This is a genomic window from Pseudomonas sp. MF4836 (genome assembly GCF_002018875.1).
Lineage (GTDB): Bacteria > Pseudomonadota > Gammaproteobacteria > Pseudomonadales > Pseudomonadaceae > Aquipseudomonas.
The window spans coordinates 298,754-316,289 of record NZ_MVOL01000004.1 but is presented as its reverse complement, the minus strand read 5'-3'; the positions used below and the strand labels follow the sequence as shown (position 1 = coordinate 316,289).

Below are 17,536 nucleotides of genomic sequence, written 5' to 3'. Positions count from 1 at the left end.
CATAAGCCATCGTCACTTACAAGGACTCATAAATGACCAAGACTGTTATCACCAGCGACAAAGCGCCTGCTGCCATCGGCACCTATTCCCAGGCGATCAAGGCTGGCAACACCGTGTACATGTCCGGCCAGATCCCCCTCGACCCAAAAACCATGGAACTGGTCGAAGGCTTCGAAGCCCAGACCGTCCAGGTGTTCGAGAACCTGAAGTCGGTTGCCGAAGCCGCCGGCGGTTCGTTCAAGGACATCGTCAAGCTGAACATCTTCCTCACCGACCTGAGCCACTTCGCCAAGGTCAACGAGATCATGGGCAAGTACTTCGAACAGCCTTACCCTGCCCGCGCCGCCATCGGCGTCGCCGCCCTGCCAAAGGGTGCGCAGGTTGAGATGGATGCCATTCTGGTCATCGAGTAACACCCGCGGCGCAGCGTCCCAGGCTGCGCCGACTTTGCTTTGAAAGGATTTCATCATGCGCAAAGCGCTAGCTTTCTCGCTGCTCGCCGTCATGCTCGGCGGTTGCGCCAGCGACCCCGCCAAAACTGATGTCGGCGGCACCTGGATCAACCAGGTTGCGATCGACGCGGCCTCCAAGGGCGGCCCTTTGCGTGAAGCGCTGCAAGCCTACGGCCCGAACCTGGAGTGGGAGGTCAACACCCGCGCCGGCCAGGCCCGCTACACCAACGGTTTCGAAATTGCCGAAGGCAAGGTCATTGCCGACCCCGCCGGCAGCTGGAAAGTCGACTTCTACGGCAGCTCCGCTACTGAACTGAAGCGCGACGGCAAACAACTGCTGCAAGCAGCGAACGACAACGAACCCGAACAGGTCTTCGACCGTCCCAAGGATCCTGCGCCGGAAGGGGCACCCCTGGGCGCCAACTTCGAGCGCGCGCTCTATACGGCGTATATGGGCGGCTCCTGGAAAATCCTCAGCGGCCCGGGGGAAGGCTCCACCGTGCAGTTCCAGGGCGACGGCGCGGTCCAGGGCCTACCGGGGGCTGATCGTTACGCCCTGTGCCTGGCCGGAGACTGCGCGTCCATGAGTGGCGGCAACGATAACCTCTGGCTCCAGCAAAATGGCCAGGGCAACGCCTGGATCTTTGTACGCAAGGACAAGCAGCTGGAAATCTTCCAGGCGGTCAATACCGCCCAGGCGGATGAAGTGCCATCCCTGGCACCCGGCACTCGTCAGTGGCTGCTGGAAAAGCAATAACGGCTGTAGCCGCACGCTGAGCCTTTGCCGGAATAGCGGCGTTGCGCTGGGCCAGCGCAACCTCGCGGGCTCGGCGGCAGCTACAGAATCACCCTTTCAGTATTGCCGCGTAGCCTTCGCGGTAACTCAAGTAACGCGGCACCCAGCCCAGCGCCCGAGCCCGGGCGTTGCTGCAGCGCTTGCTGCCGGCACGCCGCACACTGGCGTCGTCGGCCCATTCGGTGACCCCCAGGTATTCGCGCAGCCAACCCACGACCTCCGCCAACGGCGCCGGCGCATCGTCGACGCCGATATAGCAGTCTTCCAGCGCCACTCCGCGCTGATCGGCCTGCATCAGGAACGCCAGCAAGCCTGCAGCGTCATCCGCATGAATCCGATTGCCATACAAAGGCGGGTCGATCGCCACCCGATAGCCTTGGCGGACCTGGGTCAGCAACCATTCGCGGCCGGGACCGTAAATGCCGGTCAGGCGCACCAGGCTGGCGGGGATGCCGCTGTGCAGCGCCACTTGCTCCGCCTCCAGCATCAGCCGCCCGGAATAACCGCTGGCTTCGGTGGCTGAGGTTTCATCAACCCATTCGCCGTCTTTCTGCCCGTAGACACTGCTGCTGGACACAAACAGCAGGCGCCTGGGCTGCTGGCCGTGCTGCTTGAGCCAGCTCAACACGTGTTGCAGACCCTCGACATAGGCGGCGCGATAGCCCGCTTCGTCATGCTCGGTGGCAGCAGCGCAGTACACCAGGTAATCCAGGGGAGCGCTGGGCCAGGTCGGAGGGCATTGGGCGTTGAACAGATCACCGGCAACGCCAATGACCCCGTCCGGCAAGCGTGAAACGTTGCGGCGCAAGCCATGAACCTGCCAACCCTCGACAAGCAATTGACTGGCCAGGCGGCTGCCGACATCACCACAACCGGCGATCAAAACAGAAAGGGCGGGCATCACTAAACTCCGTTCGCAAAGCTCAAGACTAGCCGCGGCGATGGACGAGCGGCTAGCAATCAAGGAAAAAAAGATACTCTATTACTTTTGTTAACAAGAATTACTTGCAATAATAAGCGCCCAAATTGTTCTCGGCCCCGCGAGGCCTAGAAGGACATTTACCTCTTTCCTCTCTCAGGTCCGGCCAGCATGACACCCAATCAACTCTCCGCTTCGCCAACCAAACGCCCAAGCCCGCTGCGCGCCATGAGCGCGGTTGCAGCGTTGTTGTTCAGCCTGGTACTGGCACCGAGCGCAGCCTTCGCCGACGCACAGGCACCGGCCACCGCGCCAGCCGCGAACGCCACCCATGCACCGGCCGAACCTGCCGCACCGGTCGTGACTCCGGCCGCCACCGACCCGGCCCAGACCCCGGCCCAAGGCGAAGCTGCAGAAGACGTTCCTGAAGTACTCGAAGCCGACAACACCCTGGGCATGGCCCATGACCTGTCGCCGTGGGGCATGTACCAGAACGCCGACATCATTGTGAAGATCGTGATGATCGGCCTGGCCATCGCCTCGATCATCACCTGGACCATCTGGATCGCCAAAGGCTTCGAGCTGATGGGCGCCAAGCGTCGTCTGCGCGGTGAAATCCTCAGCCTGAAAAAGGCCACCACCCTCAAGGAAGCCAGCGCCACCGCGACCAAGGAAGGCACCCTGGCCAACCTGCTGGTCCACGACGCCCTTGAAGAAATGCGCCTGTCGGCCAACAGCCGGGAGAAGGAAGGCATCAAGGAACGCGTGAGCTTCCGCCTTGAGCGCCTGGTAGCTGCCTGCGGCCGCAACATGAGCAGCGGCACCGGCGTGCTGGCAACCATTGGTTCCACCGCACCCTTCGTCGGTCTGTTCGGCACCGTGTGGGGCATCATGAACAGCTTTATCGGCATCGCCAAAACCCAGACCACCAACCTCGCGGTGGTTGCACCAGGTATCGCCGAAGCCCTGCTGGCCACGGCCCTGGGCCTGGTTGCAGCGATCCCGGCCGTAGTGATCTACAACGTCTTCGCCCGCTCCATCGCCGGTTACAAGGCGCAGGTGTCGGACGCCTCTGCTGAAGTCCTGTTGCTGGTCAGCCGTGATCTCGATCACCTGCCGACCACTGAGCGCTCCACACAACCCCACGTGGTCAAAGTAGGGTAATCAGCCATGGGCTTGCATTTGAAAGAAGGCGCTGACGACGATCTCGCCGAGAACCATGAAATCAACGTCACGCCGTTTATCGACGTGATGCTGGTGCTGCTGATCATCTTCATGGTGGCGGCACCCCTGGCCACTGTGGACATCAAGGTCGACCTCCCGGCCTCCACTGCCAAGCCTGAACCGCGCCCTGAAAAGCCGGTGTTCCTCAGCGTCAAGGCCGACCAGCGCCTGTTTCTGGGCGAAGACGAAGTGAAGGCCGAAACCCTCGGCGGCGCCCTCGATGCCAAGACTCAAGGCAAAAAGGACACCACGATCTTCTTCCAGGCCGATAAAGGCGTGGACTACGGCGACCTGATGAGCGTGATGGATACCCTGCGGTCCGCCGGATACTTGAAGGTAGGCCTGGTCGGACTTGAGACGGCAGCCAAGAAATGATCACGACGCGCCAAAAGCTGACGCGTTATAGCGGTAGCCTGGCGGTGGTGCTGGGCGTCCATGCGGTGGCGATTTTGCTCGCCCTCAATTGGTCGTCGCCACAACCGGTCGAACTGCCACCCCAGGCGATGATGATCGAGCTGGCGCCGGTTCCGGCACCGCCTCCTCCCGCACCGCCCAAGGTCATAACGCCACCGCAGCCACCGGCTCCGGTAGAAGAACAGCCGCTGCCGAAGCTGGCTGAAGCGCCGAAGCCGACGATCTCGGTGCCCAAGCCGGTCAAGCCCAAGCCCCAGCCGCAACCACCCAAGCCGGTGGAAAAGCCGCCTGAGCCGACCAAGGAAAAGCCCAGCGAGGAAAAACCCAGCGACGCACCGCCGACCAACGCCAAGACTGACAAGTCCGCGCAACCGGCACCGGGCCCTTCGCCTGCGCAATTGGCCGCCAAGGAAAGCTGGCAAGGCACCCTGCTGGCGCACCTGGCCAAGTACAAGAAGTACCCGCCAGGCGCGCAGTCCCGGGGCAAGGAAGGCCTGAACCGCCTGCGGTTCGTGGTCGATGCCGAAGGCAATGTGCTGTCCTACGAGCTGGTGGGACGCTCGGGCAACGCCGATCTGGACCGGGCCACACTGGAAATGATCCGCAAGGCCCAGCCGCTGCCCAAGCCGCCGTCGGACATGCTCAACAACGGCTCGATCGAGATCGTGGCACCCTTCGTTTACTCCCTGGAGAAACGGCGCCGCTGATCCCTTCAGCCAGCTCACCCTGCAAAAGGCACCGAAAGGTGCCTTTTGCATATCCGCCGGCGACGAACATGCATTAGCCGGTGTCGCACTGCGCCCTCTGTCTGATAACGTGCGTCTATCGATTGCAGCCGGTATGCTTGGCCCGCACCTCATGGACGCCCGCTATGACCCTCACTGAATTACGCTACATCGTCACCCTCGCCCAAGAGCAGCACTTCGGCCACGCGGCCGAGCGTTGCCACGTCAGCCAGCCGACCCTGTCGGTGGGCGTGAAAAAACTTGAAGACGAGCTCGGTGTACTGATTTTCGAGCGCAGCAAAAGCGCGGTGCGCCTGACTCCGGTCGGCGAAGGCATCGTGGCCCAGGCGCAAAAGGTCCTTGAACAGGCCCAGGGCATTCGCGAACTGGCCCAGGCCGGCAAGAACCAGCTGACCGCCCCGCTGAAGGTCGGCGCCATCTACACCGTCGGCCCCTACCTGTTCCCGCACCTGATTCCGCAACTGCACCGGGTCGCGCCGCAGATGCCGTTGTACATCGAGGAAAACTTCACCCACGTCCTGCGTGACAAGCTGCGCAACGGCGAATTGGACGCGATCATCATCGCCCTGCCGTTCAATGAGGCCGACGTCCTCACGCTGCCGCTGTACGACGAACCCTTCTATGTGCTGATGCCCACCGGCCACCCATGGACCCAGAAGGACACCATCGACGCCAGCCTGCTCAACGACAAGAGCCTGCTGCTGCTCGGCGAAGGCCACTGTTTCCGCGACCAGGTGCTCGAAGCCTGCCCCACCCTGACCAAGGGCAACGACGGCGCCAAGCACACCACGGTGGAATCCAGCTCCCTGGAAACCATTCGCCATATGGTTGCCTCCGGCCTGGGGATCTCGATCCTGCCGCTGTCGGCGGTGGACAGCCATCATTACGCCCCCGGCGTGATCGAAGTGCGTCCGCTGACCCCGCCCGTGCCGTTTCGCACCGTGGCCATCGCCTGGCGCGCCAGCTTTCCACGGCCCAAGGCGATCGAGATCCTCGCCGACTCGATCCGCCTGTGCTCGGTGGCCAAGCCGCCTGCCGCGAGCTAAGCCGTCGCGATGACTGAGCTGTCGAAAGTGCCGGTCACGGCACTCAAGGGCGTCGGCGAAGCCATGGCCGAAAAGCTGGCCAAGGTCGGCCTGGAAAACCTCCAGGACGTGCTGTTCCACCTGCCCCTGCGTTACCAGGATCGCACCCGCGTGGTGCCCATCGGCGCCCTGCGCCCGGGCCAGGACGCGGTGATCGAAGGCACCGTCAGCGGCGCCGACGTGGTCATGGGCAAACGCCGCAGCCTGCTGGTCCGCCTGCAGGACGGCACCGGCGGGCTGAGCCTGCGCTTCTACCACTTCAGCAATGCGCAGAAAGACGGCCTGAAACGCGGCACACGCGTGCGCTGCTATGGCGAAGCCCGGCCCGGCGCTTCCGGGCTGGAGATTTACCACCCGGAATACCGCGCCATCAGCGGCGATGAGCCGCCTCCGGTGGACCAGACCCTGACCCCGATCTACCCGCTCACCGAAGGCCTGACCCAGCAACGCCTGCGCCAGCTGTGCCAGCAGAGCCTGGCCCTACTAGGCCCGAGCAGCCTGCCCGACTGGCTGCCGCAGGAGCTGGCGCGCGATTACCAGCTGGCACCGCTGGATGATGCGATTCGCTACCTGCATCACCCACCGGCCGACGCCGATGTCGACGAACTCGCCCTCGGCCATCACTGGGCCCAGCATCGCCTGGCGTTCGAAGAACTGCTGACCCACCAGCTGTCCCAGCAACGCCTGCGCGAAAGCATGCGCTCGCTGCGCGCACCGGCCATGCCCCCGGCGAAAAAACTGCCGGCCAAATACCTGCGCAACCTGGGCTTTGCGCCCACCGGCGCGCAACAGCGAGTGGGCCGGGAAATCGCCTACGACCTGAGCCAGCCCGAGCCGATGCTGCGCCTGATCCAAGGCGATGTCGGCGCCGGCAAGACCGTGGTCGCCGCCCTCGCCGCCCTGCAGGCCCTGGAAGCCGGTTATCAGGTGGCGTTGATGGCGCCGACCGAGATCCTCGCCGAGCAGCACTTCATTACCTTCAAGCGCTGGCTCGAACCCCTGGGCCTGGAAGTCGCCTGGCTGGCCGGCAAGCTCAAGGGCAAGAACCGCAGCGCCGCCCTGGAACAGATCGCCGCCGGCGCGCCGATGGTGGTCGGCACCCACGCGCTGTTCCAGGACGAAGTGCAGTTCAAGAACCTGGCCCTGGTGATCATCGACGAACAGCATCGCTTCGGCGTGCAGCAGCGCCTGGCCCTGCGCCAGAAAGGCGTTGGCGGGCGCATGTGCCCGCACCAGTTGATCATGACGGCCACGCCGATTCCCCGGACCCTGGCCATGAGCGCCTACGCCGACCTCGACACCTCGATCCTCGACGAACTGCCCCCCGGGCGCACCCCGGTCAATACCGTGCTGGTGACCGACAGCCGCCGCGTCGAAGTCATCGAGCGGGTGCGTGCCGCCTGCGCCGAAGGGCGCCAGGCGTATTGGGTCTGCACCCTGATCGAAGAGTCCGAAGAGCTCACCTGCCAGGCCGCCGAAACCACTTACGAAGACCTGACCGCGGCCCTCGGCGAACTGCGCGTGGGCCTGATCCACGGGCGCATGAAGCCTGCGGAAAAAGCCGAAGTCATGGCTCAGTTCAAGGCCGGCGCGTTGCAGTTGCTGGTGGCGACCACGGTGATCGAGGTCGGGGTCGATGTGCCCAATGCCAGCCTGATGATCATCGAAAACCCCGAACGCCTGGGCCTGGCCCAGCTGCACCAGTTGCGCGGCCGGGTCGGACGCGGCAGCGCCGCCAGCCACTGCGTGCTGCTCTATCATCCGCCGCTGTCACAGATCGGGCGCCAGCGCCTGGGCATCATGCGGGAAACCAACGACGGCTTCGTCATCGCCGAAAAGGACCTGGAGCTGCGCGGTCCCGGCGAGATGCTCGGCACGCGCCAGACCGGTTTGCTGCAATTCAAGGTCGCCGACCTGATGCGCGATGCCGACCTGTTGCCGGCCGTGCGCGACGCGGCCCAGGCCCTGCTGGAGCGCTGGCCGCACCATGTGAGCCCGTTGCTGGACCGCTGGCTGCGTCACGGCCAGCAATACGGCCAAGTGTGAAACACCTCTCAGTTAATGGAACGCTGGTGTAACCAAGCTGGTTATACTGGTCCAATTGTTGGGAAAACGGATACAGACCATGACCGAAGTTGCCCTCGCCGACCAAGCCCCGCACGCTCCGTCTGTAATCCGGTTGCTGCTGGGCAAGCTGGCCATCAGCTACAACGAAGTGCTCGACCGCCCCGGTCTTCCGACCGAGCGCAAGGTGCAGGCGGTTCTGCTGGACGACGCCGTCGGCGCGCTCATGGTGCTGTTCCCGCAGAGCCAGTTGCTGGACCTCAATCGCCTGGCCGAGCTCACAGGCCGGCGCCTGACCGCCGTGTCCACCGAACGACTGGAGCGCATGCTCGGCAAACACAGCCTGAGCCTGTTGCCAGGCCTGCCGGCCCTCACCAGTTCACCGTGCCTGTACGAAGAGAGCCTGCTGCGCGAACCCAGTGTGTTGATCAATTCCGGCGAGCCCGGAGTGCTCCTGGAAATCACCCGCGAAGACTTCAAGACCATGCTCAGCAAGGCCAGCGCCGGCAATTTCGGCGAAGCCCTGAGCCTCATCCGGCCGAACCTCGACCGCCCCGATGATGACCGCGAGGAAATCACCCAGGCGATGCAGGCCTTCACCGCCCGCCGGATCCAGCAGCGCCTGGAAGCCACCATCGAGATTCCGCCCCTGGCGGAAACTGCACAAAAAATCATCAAGCTGCGGGTCGACCCCAACGCCACCATCGACGACATCACCGGCGTGGTCGAGACCGACCCGGCCCTGGCTGCCCAGGTGGTGAGCTGGGCCGCCTCGCCGTACTACGCTTCGCCCGGCAAGATCCGTTCAGTGGAAGACGCCATCGTCCGCGTGCTGGGCTTTGACCTGGTGATCAACCTGGCGCTGGGCCTGGCCCTGGGTAAAACGCTGAGCCTGCCCAAGGATCAGCCGCAGCATTCGACGCCGTACTGGCAGCAGTCGATCTACACCGCCGCCGTGATCGAAGGCCTGACCCGCGCCATGCCTCGCGCCCAGCGCCCGGAAGCCGGCCTGACCTACCTGGCCGGCCTGCTGCACAACTTCGGCTATCTGCTGCTGGCCCATGTGTTCCCGCCGCACTTCTCGCTGATCTGCCGGCACCTGGAGGTCAACCCGCACCTGTGTCACAGCTATGTCGAGCAGCACCTGCTGGGCATCAGCCGCGAGCAGATCGGCGCCTGGCTGATGCGCTACTGGGACATGCCGGACGAGTTGTCCACAGCCCTGCGCTTCCAGCACGACCCGAGCTACGACGGCGCCTACGCCGAATACCCGAACCTGGTGTGCCTGGCGGTGCGCCTGCTGCGTAGCCGCGGCATCGGTTCCGGCCCTGATGAAGACATTCCCGACGCCCTGCTCGAACGCGTCGGCCTGAGCCGCGACAAGGCCGAGGATGTGGTCAGCAAAGTCCTGGAAGCCGAAGTGCTGCTGCGGGAACTGGCGTCGCAATTCAGCCAGGCCTGAACCGCCGCCACAAAAACGCCCCGCACGGCAGCCCGTGCGGGGCGTTTTTTTTGCCTCTGTAGCCGCTGCCGCCAGGCTCGGCTACAGGTCAGGCTTTGGGCTTGGGCTTTTTCGGTTTCAGGTATTTGGTCAGGCCCTGGAACCAGATCACCAGCGCGGGGTTGCCCTTGATCTGGATCGATTTGTCCTGGATCCCGGTCATGAAAGCCAGTTGCTTGTTCTTGGCCTGCATCGTCGCGAAGCCGTAGGCGGCGTCTTTGAAGGCGATGGCGAAGGCAGGATCGGGATAGGTGCCGGAACGGCTGGTAATGCGCTGGTTCTTGACGAAGAAGTGACGGGAGACTTTGCCGTCGAGGGTCTGCAACTGGAACACCAGCTCCTTGTCGCCCAGCTGTTGCTGGAAGGCGGCATTGTTACGGCTGGCTTTGCCCATCAACAGGCCAAGCATCCACAGAAGAAAACGAAATTTCATGCACGGCGCCTCGGGTAGTTATTAGATGGCCCGGGCAGTTTAACCGTTCAGTAAAAGAGCGCCAGCGATCTCCGTGATTACCCGGAGATCGACTGGCGTTTAGCACTTATCGCGTCATCTTGTCAGACAATCGCGGACTCAGACGTTAGGGCAAGGCACCGGTGCCCAGTCACCCAGGTCCGGGCTTTTGCACATGCTGTTGACTTGGCTCTGGCCGGTGCTGGCGACCTTGGCGCTTTCGTCCTGCTTGATCTTGGCGTCCCGCAGGGTCTTCTCGGTCGCGACCGCTTCCTGAGGCACCTTCGGCAGTGGTGGCTTCTTGGTCACTTTCGGCGGCTGCTTGATCTTGGTCTTGCCGCTGGTAACCAGCGTCGTGGTATCGGCGGCGACCACAGTGGCCACGTCGGTACGCTGCACGCCCACTTGCTGCAGGTCTGTCTCGTAGGCCTGGGTGTAGTTGTTCAGGTCTTCGCCAGCCTTGCCGTTAACCGCCGTGATCAGGTCGTTGGACTCTTTCAGGCCGGCAACGATTTCCGCCAGGCGCTTGCGGCCTTCGGTGTCGTTGATGGTCTTGGCCTTGCGACCCGAGATCAGGTTGTCGAACTCGCGCTGATAGCAGCTCTGCGAAGCCTTGGCGTACGCGGTGCTGCGGTCGATGTCGGCCGCGCGCTTGTTGACGTCGGTGGCGTAGGAGCCGATGCGCTGGTTGTCATCGCTGATCTGCTTCTGGCGCTCGGTGTAGTAACCCGCAGCACCACCGGCCAGGGCGCCGCCAGCGGCACCGATGGCGGCATTGCGACCGCGCTTGTCCGAATCGCCGGTCAGGGCGCCCAGCAGTGCACCGCCGGCTGCGCCCAGGGCAGCGCCGGTGACGACCGACTTGGTCATGTCCGAGTCAGTGGCACGCAGGTGCTGTACCGGCTCGTAGCAGCTCGGGTAGTACTCGACCTTGGTCGTCGAAGCGACCTTGGACACCGGTGAAGTGGCACAGCCGGTCAACACGGTGCTGAATCCGGCGGCAACCAACAGCAGGTGACGCTTGGATGTTGAAGCAAATGGTTTGCGGGAAAAAAGCATGTTTGTTTTCTCGTTTAAGTTTGACCAGCTCGGTACGGCGCCATGCCGTCCGAGACCCTCCAAGCTCGCCAGACAGCGTCCGCTCACGGTTTCTGAGCGGTCGATGCGAGCAGTTCTTTCAAAATCGTCGCCGGATCGGCTCGCCGTTGCTGGCGATAATTCCCGACATGACGAACGAATAGGGTTGCGCGCGTCACCAGGCTCTTGCCGAGCACCGGCTTGCGATTCAGTTCTTCCTTGATGCGTTGAAACTGCGCCTGGATCACCGCGTCGGTGTAGCGGGTGCCGGTGGCCAGGTTGTCGATGTAGATCGCCACCGCGCCGTCGAGTGCGCTGCGGCCGTTGTCGATGGCTTCGGCGAACAGCTTGGCGCTGGGCTCGTCCTTGGCGTCGACAGCCTGCTGCTGGCTCTTCTTCAGGTTGGTCAGGCGGATGTTGTAGTTATTGATGGTCTCGGCCACCAGCGCCGAGGACTGGATCAGGTTGCCGGCGGCCTCTTCGCGCTGCTGGGCGATCAGCGAGACATTGCGCTTGAGCTCTTCGTTGACCAGCCCCAATTCGGCCTGCAGGCGCGGGTCGACGCTGGCGGCGATGATGCTGTCCAGGCGCTTGGTGGGGTCCTGGGCGTCATCGATGGCATCGGTCAGGGACGCCAGGCGGCCCTCTTTCTGCCACTGGGCGAACAGCTCCTTGTAGCGCGAGCGCGGCGCCGCCAGGGCCCCCAGGGCCACACGAAAACCGGTGGTCTCGTTGCTCTGCTCGGTGCCATCGGCGGCGAACAACGGGTATTCGCGGCGCATGCCGGTGAACAGCGTGCCCTCGCCTTCAAGGTAGTTGCCGCCCTTGACCACGAAGCCGCCATAGGTGCCCTGGCGACGCCCGGAGTGGACCAGCTGGAAGGACTCCTGGACCATCTCGGCGGCGTTGCCGATCACGTCGAACATGCCGATAGGGTTGGGCAGCTTGGTGCCGATCGGCATCAGCCGCGCGGCTTGCCCGGTGCCGCCCGCCACCTGGTTGAACACTGCCCAGTCCGCCAGCGGGCCGTCGCTATCGCTGCCTTCCAGGCGCCGGGGGAACAGGCGTCCCTCCAGGTCCTGGCGGCTCACGGCCTGGCCACCACGGGCGGCGTATTCCCACTCGACCTCGGTCGGCAGCCGCACAAAGCCCAGGCCGCCGTCTTCGCTGGCGGTGCCCCGGCCGCTGACCGGCAGCAGGTCACGGTGGTACTTCATCAGCCAGGCGCTGTACACCGCGGCAAAGCGCTCGGCCTCAAAGCGCGAGAGTTTGACCTTGGGCAAGCGCCCCTGCATGCCTTCGGGCGCTTCGCAGGCCGGGGCCGGTTCGCCGCTGGCCAGGGACTGAGCCTGGGCCATGACCTGGGCGTACTGGCGCGCCGTCACTTCGTATTTGCCGATGAAATACAGCATCGGCTTGAGCGGGATCCCGGCCCCGGATTTGGGCAACCCCGAGGCGATGCTCTTGCTCCAGCTCGAAGGCAGGTCCTTGACGGTGAACTGGCCGTTGATGAAGTCGCGGCGGTAGCCGGAAATAAATGACTGCTGATACCCCGCCTCGCCTTCGCTGAAGGGGTAGCCGAGGCTGATCTCGCGGTCGTCGAGGGTGCCCTGGGCCAGCACGTACACGTAACGGAACACCATCTCGCCGTCGCACGGCAGCGGCAGGCTGACGTCGTCCGGCAACGGCTTGGGGTTGTCCAGCTTGTTGACCTCGTCGGCCCACACGGCGCCGGTCAGGGTCAGGGCCAGCGCGGCACTCAGCAACTTATACATCTCGAATTCCTTCACACGCTTCAATGCGCGATACGCGCCAGCCACCCAGGGCTGCCGCCACGGTGCTGACGCCCAGCGTCGCGAACAGGGCCAGCGCGTAGTGCGCCGGTAACAGGTGGCTGGCGTATTCGCCCGGCACCTGCATAAACAAACGGTTCAGGCCGGTTTCGGCCAGGGCGTACAGCAGCCCGCTCAACAGCGCGGCAAACCCGGCGCTGTACAACGCCTGGGCCACCACGAACAGCAACAGCGCGGCGGTGGAGAACCCCAGCAGGCGCAGCACCGACAACTCGCGGCGCTTGCGCGCGACCGCCGCCAGGGCCCCGGCGAAGATCGCCGCAAAGGCCCCCGCCAGGGCCAGCCCGGCTATGACCCAGAAAACGATCGATAGGTTGCGGCTCAGTGACTGCACCTGAGCGATTGTCTGCGCCTGGGTCGACACCAGCAGCCCGCGTTCGGCGAAGTACAGGCGCAGTGGCTCGACGTCATCCAGGCTGCGGGCATACAGGCGAAACCCCGGGTACACCCGCTGCGCCGCGGCGCCCGGGGCTTCGCCGGTCCAGCCCAATGCGGCCACGGCGCGGCCATCGCGGTAATCCTCGGCGGCTTCCAGCAGCACCAGCGGCGCAAACAGGGCATCGCGCTGGAATGCTTCCAGGGGCAATATGCCCTGCACCTGCACCCGGGTCCGCTGCGACTCGCTGCGCCCGGCCACCTGCCGGCCAAAGCTGGCCTGAAGCCAATCGCCGGCCCGGACCCCGAGCTTCTCAGCGGCGGTCTGGCTGAGCAGCACGCCGCTCAGGCCCTCGGGCGCCTTGAGGCCGCCGAGCAAGGGATCGGTGGGCGCGCTGGGGATCATTTCCACGGTCAGCCCGGGGCCGCTGGCGGACACCGCCAGATCGGCCGTGGCCGCGATCTGCCGGGTGCGCGGCAAGGCAAAGGCCACGTCCACCCGCTGCCCCAGGCGCTCGATGAATTCGGCACTGAAACGCCCGCCGCCCAGGGGGATGATCTCGCGCACCGTCGGGTCGTTCTGCAGGCGCTCGGTGAGGCTGCTGACCAGGCCGAACTTGAGCCCGAACAGCACCATCAACGGCGCGATCACCGCCACCAGGGCCAGCACCGAACAGGCCGAGAGCCAGGTGTCGGCGCGGTAATCCTGCCAGGCCAGGGACGCCGCCAGGGAGCTGCGCATCAGCAGGCCTCCCCGAGGGTCGCGGTGACCCCGCCATCGGCGTCGCGCTGGCAGGCGATGCGGCGGATTTGCAAGCCGCTGTTGCGCGCCAGGACTTCGTCATGGGTGGTGATCACGCAGCAGGTACCCTGGTCCCGCGCCCGGCTCAGCAAAAGCTGCATCACCCGCGCCGCATTCAGCGGGTCGAGGGCGGCGGTCGGTTCATCGGCCAGCAGCAACTGCGGGCCGTGGGCCAGGGCCCGGGCGCAACTGACCCGCTGGCGTTGCCCGACGGACAAGGCCGCCGGTTTCTTGTGCAACTGATCGGCAATTTCCAGCTGCTCGGCCAGGCGCCGCACCACACCGTCGTCGGCCAGCCCCAGCAGGCTGCGGGACAAACCGATGTTCGCCCGCACATCGAGAAACCCCAGCAGGCCACCGGTTTGCAGCACATAACCCAGGTGCCGGCTGCGCAGCGCAGCCAGCGGGTTCTGCCCCGAGGCGCGCCAGATCGCGGCGATGTCCAGGGCCTCACGGCCCGGCGCGAACTCGAAACGTGCCGCCCGGTCCGGCGCCAGCACCAGGGCCAGCAGGTCGAGCAAGGTGCTTTTGCCGCAGCCGCTGGGCCCGACCACCGCCAGTTGTTCGCCGGCGTGCAATTGCAGACGCGGGATCACCAGGCTGTAGCGCTGGCTACCCGTGCCACGGCTTTTACGCACATCGCCGAGGTTGAGCATCATGGCAGCGTCGACAACGGAACGCGGTACAAGGCGTCGCCCGGCTCGGCATCACCGAAGCGCACCCAGTTGGCCAGGTCGTTGTGGAAGGTTTCGTAGAGGCGGATTTTCGAGTCCAGCTCATCGATGAAATCTTCCTGCTCGGCCACGCTCAGGGACAGCCACAGGTCCTGGGTCATGCTCAGCGATTTGCTGCGATACGGCAGGCCTTCCAGGTACTCACCCAGCACGCCGCCGTCGGCCAGGTTGCCGCCTTTTTTCAGGGCCGCCGGATCGCGACTCATGTAGGCACTGGCGCTGGCGATTTCCTGGAAGAAGTTCTTGGGCGAGGTCTGGGTCTTGCGCGCCGCGTCGACGATCAGTTTCAGCGACTGTTGCAGGTCATTGAGCTGCAACTTGGTCAGCATCACGCACACCTGGAACGCCGGCAGCGCCGGGTTGGTCAGATCACGGTCGGCGGTCCAGGCACTGACCAGCTGGGGCGCCTGACTCGCGGTCTTGCGGCCGAGGAAGTCCATGTGCATGGCGTAGCCGATGGCCGCCGACTTCTCACTGAGGCTCGGCGCCGCGGCCAGTACCGGCACGGCTTGCGGCTGGTTGCTGCGCACCTGGTGCACCAGGTTGGCGAACACCGAACCGATCTCGTCGACCCGTTCGCCGAACTTGCGCACATCGCCGCCGGGCACCGGGATGTACAGATCGCCGATCTGCGGGTTGGCGTCGGCGGTCAGGGTCCGGTACTGGGTCTCGGCGCCGCTGTGGGTTTTCTTGCCGGCGTCGGAGCGCAGGTGCAGGGCGTAGATTTTGATCTGCTTGCCCAGCGCCGCCTGACGCACTTCGGCCTCGTTCATCTGGGTCGCGGCAAACGGGTCGTTCTTGCGCAGGGCCCCGGCGTCGGTCACCAGCAGGATCAGGCGCCCGCCGTAGCCGGACCAGTCCATGCCCTCGACCGCCTGCATCACCCCGGCAAACGCGTCTTCGTTGAACGAATGGCTCGACACCTGGGACGCCTTGACCTGCCCCGCCAGCTCCATGAAGCGCTTGGGGTCGCGCCCCTGATCGAGGGTGATCAGGGTCTTGGAAACGTACTCCAGGCCCGGGGTCTTTTTGGTGCTGTTGCGAAAGCCCACCAGGCCGAAGCTGACGCTGTCCAGCTCGCCGCGTTCGGCAATCCGGGTTTGCAGCTCGTGCACCACATCGCGCACCTGGTCGATATAGGGCTGCATCGACACCGTGGTGTCCACCACCAGCACCACCGCCGTACGGAAGGCATCGGCCGGCGCTTTTCGGGCGGCGGCCGGCTGCTGGCTGCTGAGCGCAGGCGAGGTACTGCCGGGGTCGATCGAGGCGATGTTGAGCAGCTGCACCGGCTGGCCGTTTTCGTCGAAGCTCTCGCGGGATTCGAAAATCGGCAGCAGGTAGAACTGCTCCTGGGGCACCGCGCTCGCGCCCGGCTCCAGGGCCAGTACCTGCTGCTCGTCAGCCGGGTTTTTCTGCGCCCGCAGCAGCAGGTTTTTCGCCGCAGAAGGGTCGGCCAGCAAGCGTTCCAGCTCGCTGGCCTGGCGCACGAACATCACCGGCGCGCGGCCGGAGCGTTCGGTGAACTTGAGCACCAGGCTCTGCTTCCAGTCGCTGACTTGGCTCTCTGGCAACCAGCCGGCACTGCGCCCGTCGCTGGCGGCGCCGACCCGCAGCCAGGGGCTGCCGTCCACGGTTTTGCGCTGGTAGACATACAGCACGGAAAACGCCGGCAACGCCTTGCCCGGCACCGCACCCGGGGCCTCGGAAAAACGTGCCTCAGGCTTGCTCAGCACGCGCTGGAACAGGGTCTTCTTGCCCGGCATCAACAGTGGCCGCTGGCCGCCATCGACGTCCGCAACAGGCGTGCCTGGCTGCACCTGGGTCTGATTCCGGTTCGCCGGCGGCACGCTGCCTGGGCTCGGACTGCCCGAACTCGGGCTAGCTGAGCCCTGGCCGACGGCTGTCGAAGCCTGGGTCTTGCTCACCGGGTCCTTGCTGTCACCGCTCAGCCACCAGTAACCAGCGCCGGCCACGGCCAGGGCGACGGCCACCGCCACCCCCGCCAGGGCCAAACGTGGACCACGGGACTGCGCCGCAGCGGCGCTCCTGGGCGGTGGCGGCGCGGCGCGGGGCGGCTCGGATGGCCGCTCCGGTGGCACCACCGGCGGCGCAGGCTTGGCCGGCGGTGCCTGCTGCGGGATCTCGATCGACACCGGGGTCAGCCCGGCCAGGTCGTTACTGGGCAATGACTCCAGCGGCCGCAGTTGCAGGGGCTGGATCAGCGTCGCCTCGACCTCCTCGACCACCGGCGGCAGGTTGTCCAGGGCGATGAGCAAGGCGGCGGCGTCCGGGTAGCGCTCGTTCGGGTCCTTGGCCAGCAGCTTGCTCAGGATGTGTTGATAGCGGCCGTGGTGCAGGGGCAGCTCCGGCAGCGGTTCGGTCAGGTGGGCCAGGGCCGTGGACAGCGCATCGTTGCCGTTATAGGGCAACTTGCCGACCAGGATTTCATACAGCACCACCCCCAGTGCATAGAGGTCGGCGCGGCCGTCGATCTCCTGGCCCCGGGCCTGTTCCGGGCTCATGTAGCTCGGGGTGCCTACGGCAAAGCCGGCCTGGGTGAACTGGGTGCGATCGTCCAGGGACTTGGCGATGCCGAAGTCCGAAAGCACGGCCGTACCGTCGGCGCGAAACAGGATGTTCGCCGGCTTCACATCGCGGTGCACCAGCCCCTGGGCGTGGGCATAGCCCAGGGCCGAGGCGATCTGGCGGATGTAGACCAGGCCCTGCTCCGGGGTCAGGCCGGCGGCGATGCGCTCCTTGAGCGTGCCGTTGGGCAGGTACTCCATGGCCATGTAGTACAGGGCGTCGACATTGCCGATGTCATGGATGGTCACGGTATTGGGGTGCGACAGGCGCGCCAGGGTCCTGCCTTCACGCAGGAAGCGCTCGCAGAAACTCGGGTCGGCCGCCAGCGCCGCAGCCATGACCTTGAGCGCCACCTTGCGCTCCAGGGACCGCTGGGTCGCCAGGTACACCGTGGCCATCGCGCCTTCGCCGATTTCGCCCTGGATGTCGTAGCCGGGAATCAGTAGTTCCATGG

General features: G+C 65.1%; 15 protein-coding genes. 8 read left to right on the top strand and 7 right to left on the bottom strand.

Annotation, left to right across the window (positions count from 1 at the left end; all coding sequences use genetic code 11):
* Positions 1-32: 32 nt before the first annotated feature.
* Positions 33-413: a RidA family protein gene (locus tag MF4836_RS11605; protein WP_003176922.1), complete on the top strand. Its 381-nt coding sequence runs from the start codon at positions 33-35 to the stop codon at positions 411-413.
* Between the two features lie 55 nt (positions 414-468).
* Positions 469-1,209 carry a hypothetical protein gene (locus MF4836_RS11600; RefSeq protein ID WP_078470451.1) on the top strand — a complete coding sequence of 247 codons (741 nt, stop codon included), beginning with the start codon at positions 469-471 and terminating at the stop codon, positions 1,207-1,209.
* A gap of 88 nt (positions 1,210-1,297) precedes the next feature.
* Here the strand turns inward: MF4836_RS11600 and MF4836_RS11595 are convergent, their stop codons facing one another.
* Positions 1,298-2,149: an SDR family oxidoreductase gene (locus MF4836_RS11595; protein WP_078470450.1), complete on the bottom strand. Its 852-nt coding sequence runs from the start codon at positions 2,147-2,149 to the stop codon at positions 1,298-1,300.
* Between the two features lie 189 nt (positions 2,150-2,338).
* Here MF4836_RS11595 and exbB point away from each other — a divergent pair, with 189 nt between their 5' ends.
* From exbB to MF4836_RS11565, 6 genes are all read left to right on the top strand, one after another.
* Complete coding sequence (exbB, locus tag MF4836_RS11590; RefSeq protein WP_078470449.1) at positions 2,339-3,331, top strand: tonB-system energizer ExbB; 993 nt, start codon at positions 2,339-2,341, stop codon at positions 3,329-3,331.
* A 6-nt stretch (positions 3,332-3,337) separates the two neighbouring features.
* On the top strand, positions 3,338-3,766 hold the full coding sequence (gene exbD, locus MF4836_RS11585; protein WP_020296030.1) for a TonB system transport protein ExbD: 429 nt from the start codon (positions 3,338-3,340) through the stop codon (positions 3,764-3,766).
* A complete protein-coding gene (locus tag MF4836_RS11580) occupies positions 3,763-4,512 on the top strand; it encodes a TonB family protein (RefSeq protein WP_078470448.1) in 750 nt (249 codons plus the stop codon). The genes exbD and MF4836_RS11580 overlap by 4 nt, the downstream gene beginning before the upstream one ends.
* Before the next feature lie 164 nt (positions 4,513-4,676).
* A complete protein-coding gene (locus MF4836_RS11575) occupies positions 4,677-5,597 on the top strand; it encodes a hydrogen peroxide-inducible genes activator (RefSeq protein WP_020296032.1) in 921 nt (306 codons plus the stop codon).
* Between the two features lie 9 nt (positions 5,598-5,606).
* On the top strand, positions 5,607-7,682 hold the full coding sequence (recG, locus tag MF4836_RS11570) for an ATP-dependent DNA helicase RecG (RefSeq protein WP_078470447.1): 2,076 nt from the start codon (positions 5,607-5,609) through the stop codon (positions 7,680-7,682).
* A 79-nt stretch (positions 7,683-7,761) separates the two neighbouring features.
* Positions 7,762-9,162 carry an aminoacyl-tRNA deacylase and HDOD domain-containing protein gene (locus tag MF4836_RS11565; protein ID WP_078470446.1) on the top strand — a complete coding sequence of 467 codons (1,401 nt, stop codon included), beginning with the start codon at positions 7,762-7,764 and terminating at the stop codon, positions 9,160-9,162.
* Positions 9,163-9,250: 88 nt separating this feature from the next.
* On the opposite strand, the gene MF4836_RS11560 is transcribed toward MF4836_RS11565, so the two are convergent.
* From MF4836_RS11560 to MF4836_RS11535, 6 genes are all read right to left on the bottom strand, one after another.
* Positions 9,251-9,634 (bottom strand): helicase, encoded by a 384-nt coding sequence (locus MF4836_RS11560; RefSeq protein WP_078470445.1) that lies wholly within the window; start codon positions 9,632-9,634, stop codon positions 9,251-9,253.
* A 138-nt stretch (positions 9,635-9,772) separates the two neighbouring features.
* Entirely contained in the window at positions 9,773-10,711 is a 939-nt protein-coding gene (gene tagQ / locus MF4836_RS11555) for a type VI secretion system-associated lipoprotein TagQ (RefSeq protein WP_078470444.1), read from the bottom strand.
* An 83-nt stretch (positions 10,712-10,794) separates the two neighbouring features.
* Positions 10,795-12,504 (bottom strand): formylglycine-generating enzyme family protein, encoded by a 1,710-nt coding sequence (locus MF4836_RS11550; RefSeq protein ID WP_078470443.1) that lies wholly within the window; start codon positions 12,502-12,504, stop codon positions 10,795-10,797.
* A complete protein-coding gene (locus MF4836_RS11545; RefSeq protein ID WP_078470442.1) occupies positions 12,497-13,699 on the bottom strand; it encodes an ABC transporter permease in 1,203 nt (400 codons plus the stop codon). Before MF4836_RS11545 ends, MF4836_RS11550 begins: the two co-directional genes overlap by 8 nt.
* Positions 13,699-14,415 carry an ABC transporter ATP-binding protein gene (locus tag MF4836_RS11540; RefSeq protein ID WP_078470581.1) on the bottom strand — a complete coding sequence of 239 codons (717 nt, stop codon included), beginning with the start codon at positions 14,413-14,415 and terminating at the stop codon, positions 13,699-13,701. Before MF4836_RS11540 ends, MF4836_RS11545 begins: the two co-directional genes overlap by 1 nt.
* Positions 14,415-17,534, bottom strand: coding sequence for a serine/threonine-protein kinase (locus MF4836_RS11535; RefSeq protein ID WP_078470441.1), 3,120 nt, complete (start codon positions 17,532-17,534; stop codon positions 14,415-14,417). The genes MF4836_RS11540 and MF4836_RS11535 overlap by 1 nt, the downstream gene beginning before the upstream one ends.
* Positions 17,535-17,536: the final 2 nt, after the last annotated feature.